This is a genomic window from Microcoleus sp. LEGE 07076, from assembly GCF_015207455.1.
Classification (GTDB): domain Bacteria; phylum Cyanobacteriota; class Cyanobacteriia; order Cyanobacteriales; family Microcoleaceae; genus Microcoleus.
Genome location: NZ_JADEWV010000362.1, coordinates 1 through 3,616, shown reverse-complemented (window position 1 = coordinate 3,616; position 3,616 = coordinate 1). Strand labels below are relative to the sequence as shown.

The following is a 3,616-nucleotide window of genomic DNA, read 5'->3' as shown; positions in this document are numbered from 1 at the left end:
GTTGTAGGGTGTGCCATTAGTGCGACAGTCCGACAGTCCGACAGGGGTTTAAACCCCTGTCTCATAGCTGAAGTCGTCTTTAGACGACTGTAGCAATTCTATCAAACCTGTTTTTGTATAGAGTTAGCGCAGAAGATACAGCATATTCCATGTATATGTAGTACACACAATCTTGTGAGAGCGCCCGTGTAAGGTGCGTCGCCACCCGTCAATCTGCAAGTTTTATCCAATATCTCGGAGCGACGCACCCTACCGATTAACACCACACAATTAAAAATACTACTGTACTTCATGAACCAGGAATATACTGTATGTCCAACTCTAATTTTCAAAATTGAAATTACTATTTGAGTCGGTTTTAACCGACTTATGCTATTAGACAGGGACTTGAGTCCCTGGTGGCCCGTGGCAGAATGAAACAGCTATACTGGGGGTTAGGAGATACCGAGTTGTGTTTCTATAAAATATCCGTATTACCAACAACAACCATCAATAAAAATGCCAACTAACCAAAAAATTTTACTGCCAAAAATGGGCTGCGGCACTTGGGCTTGGGGCAACAGATTGCTCTGGGGTTACGATGAAAGTATGGACAAGGAATTGCAAGACGCGTTCAATCTTTGCGTTAGCAGCGGTGTCACCTTATTCGATACTGGCGACTCTTACGGAACCGGGAAATTAAACGGACGCAGCGAGCAGCTTTTGGGGCAGTTTTCTCAACAATATCAAGGTGCAAATAAAGACAATATTTGTATTGCGACAAAACTCGCGGCTTATCCTTGGAGACTGACGCGACAATCAATGATATCGGCGGGTAAAGCCTCGGCTTCGCGGCTCGGAAAAAATGTAGATTTGGTGCAAATGCACTGGTCTACAGCTAATTACGCTCCTTGGCAAGAGGGGGTTCTTTTGGACGGTTTAGGCGATCTTTACGAGCAAGGATTGGTTAAGGGTGTAGGTTTGTCTAATTACGGGCCGAAACGGCTGAAATGGGTGAATCAAAGATTTAGCTCGCGCCAAATTCCAATTGTTACTTTACAAGTACAATATTCGCTACTTTCCACCTATCCGGTAACAGAACTCGGATTGAAAGATGTTTGCGATGAATTGGGGATAAAATTGATTGCTTACAGTCCTCTAGCCTTGGGGTTGCTGACGGGGAAATATTCGGAAAATGGCGCTTTTCCTAAAGGTATCCGAGGTTTGGCGTGCAAGCAGCTACTTCCAGGAATGCGATCGCTCTTGGATTGTTTGCGAGAAATAGCGGCATTCAAAAACAAGACTGTTTCGCAGGTAGCAATCAACTGGTGTATCTGCAAAGAAACTATTCCGATTCCCGGTGCTAAATCGGCGGCACAGGCGAGGGATAATATTGGTGCTTTGGGCTGGGAGTTGGAGTCGGGGGAGATTGCAGAATTGGATAAGGCGGCGGCGAGTGTGGACAAGAAAATGGTGCAGAATATCTTTCAAACTCGGTAATATCTGAGATGTTGTACCATTCTCAAAAACAGGCAAGATGCCTGTTCCACAAGACATGAATTTGCTGATTCCACAAAAACTAAATTTTCTTGTGGGGTGGGCTTCTAGCCCGCCCATAAAAGGCTGATCGAGAATGGTGCAAGATGTGAGATGTTGTACCATTCTCAAAAAACAGGCAAGATGCCTGTTCCACAAGACATGAATTTGCTGATTCCACAAAAACTAAATTTTCTTGTGGGGTGGGCTTCTAGCCCGCCCCTGAAAGCCTGATTCACATCACACAAAAATTTTCAACGCACCTCACAAATATTTCTACACCCATCGCCAGGGCAGTTTCATCAAAATCAAAACGCGGGTGATGATGCGGGTAAGCCAAGTTTTTTTCGGGATTTGCCGAGCCCAAAAAGAAATAGCAACCGGGGACTTCTTGCAGAAAGAATGACATATCCTCGCCGCCCATTGTTTGACATTCCGGCACTATTCCCGCCGGAGTTTCTACAACCGATTCTGCTACGCTGCGTACCAATTCAGCGATGTTGGCATCGTTGATTACTGGCGGGTAAAGCGCACAATAATTTAATTGGTAATTGGCCCCGTGACTTTGACAAATCCCGGCAATTACTTGCTCGATTCGTTTGGCAAAATAACCTTGATATGCTGGATTGAAATAGCGCACGGTGCCGCCAATTTGAGCGGTGTCGGCGATGACGTTGTGGGTGTCGCCTGCGTGGAATTTGCCGACACTTACTACTGCTGAGTCGATCGGGTCAATGTTCCGTGCGACAATTGTCTGCAAGGCGCTGACAATTTGGGCTGTAACGACGATCGCATCTACAGTCTGATGCGGCATTCCCCCGTGCCCGCCCTTGCCAAAAATCGTGCAGTCAAAAACTTCTACAGCCGCCATCAGCGCGCCGCTGCGGACACCTACAGTGCCTAAGGGTAGATTGTTCCACAAATGCAAGCCGACGATCGCATCAACATCAGGATTCTGCAAAACTCCCGCTTCAATCATCGGTTTTGCGCCGCCCGGGCCTTCTTCGGCGGGCTGAAAAATAAATTTTACTTTACCCGAAAAGCTGTGTTTGTGCTGGGCGAGATAGCAAACAGTACCGAGGGCGATCGCAATATGACCGTCGTGGCCGCAAGCGTGCATAATACCATCATGCTGCGATCGATAATCCACCTCATTTTCCTCTTGAATCGGCAAAGCATCCAGATCAGCCCGAATTGCCAAAACCCGCCCCGGCTTGCCGCTGTCGATAGTGGCGACAACACCAGTTTTAGCAATATTAGTTTGATGCTCTATGCCCCATTCTTGCAACTTTTGCGAGACAAACTGGGCCGTTAAATTTTCATCAAAACTCAACTCCGGCTTTTCGTGCAAACGCCGCCGCCATTCGACTAGTTGAGGCTGCAAGTTTCTAATCTCCAGCCGCAATTGAGATAAATCGACATCAGTTAAATTCGGTAAAGTAGAAACCATTTGTTTGTTCTTTGTTAGTTGTTATTTGTTGTTTGTCTACTCATTTTACTCTTTACCTGGGAACCAGTTAAATAATTTGTAAAACTCTCTTTTCCTTCTCTGCGCTCTCTGCGCTCTCTGCGGTTAAAATAAAATCTTAATTTTTCACCACAGAGGCCACAGAGTACGCAGAGAAAGAGAAGAATGAGAAACAGAGGTGTTTTGAATAGGGTTATTTAGAAATTTGAGGAACTAAATTAACCCCCGGAAGTAATCGCTCTAAATCTAACTCTGAAGCTGCTCTAGCTAATTTTTTCAGGTCATTTGGGTCATCTAAATGAGGCAAAATACCCAGCACGGGCATTTGAGTCAGCGACTGGATCAAATCAATCGGCTTGTTTGTTCTTTGTTAGTTGTTATTTGTTGTTTGTCTACTCATTTTACTCTTTACCTGGGAACCAGTTAAATAATTTGTAAAACTCTCTTCTCTTACTCTGCGCTCTCTGCGCTCTCTGCGGTTAAAATAAAATCTTAATTTTTCACCGCAGAGGCCACAGAGTACGCAGAGAAAGAGAAGAATGAGAAACAGAGGTGTTTTGAATAGGGTTATTTAGAAATTTGAGGAACTAAATTAACCCCCGGAAGTAATCGCTCTAAATCTAATTCTGAAGC

Annotated in this window: 2 protein-coding genes and 1 pseudogene; 1 reads left to right on the top strand and 2 read right to left on the bottom strand. The window is 45.1% G+C overall.

Going from position 1 to position 3,616, the window contains the following annotated elements:
• Window positions 1-498 precede the first annotated feature (498 nt).
• A complete protein-coding gene (locus tag IQ270_RS29025) occupies window positions 499-1,479 on the top strand; it encodes an aldo/keto reductase (RefSeq protein ID WP_193976578.1) in 981 nt (326 codons plus the stop codon).
• Between the two features lie 271 nt (window positions 1,480-1,750).
• On the opposite strand, the gene IQ270_RS29020 is transcribed toward IQ270_RS29025, so the two are convergent.
• Together IQ270_RS29020 and IQ270_RS31600 are read right to left on the bottom strand one after the other, a co-directional pair.
• Window positions 1,751-2,965 (bottom strand): M20 family metallopeptidase, encoded by a 1,215-nt coding sequence (locus tag IQ270_RS29020; RefSeq protein WP_193976577.1) that lies wholly within the window; start codon window positions 2,963-2,965, stop codon window positions 1,751-1,753.
• 211 nt (window positions 2,966-3,176) lie between these two features.
• Window positions 3,177-3,338, bottom strand: a pseudogene (locus tag IQ270_RS31600) (ATP-dependent dethiobiotin synthetase BioD); the annotation flags it as partial.
• Between the last annotated feature and the right edge of the window lie 278 nt (window positions 3,339-3,616).

Excerpts from the sequence above, each read along its gene's own strand:
- IQ270_RS29020 (WP_193976577.1), bottom strand. The coding sequence starts at position 2,965 with ATGGTTTCTACTTTACCGAATTTAACTGATGTCGATTTATCTCAATTG.
- IQ270_RS29025 (WP_193976578.1), top strand. The coding sequence starts at position 499 with ATGCCAACTAACCAAAAAATTTTACTGCCAAAAATGGGCTGCGGCACT.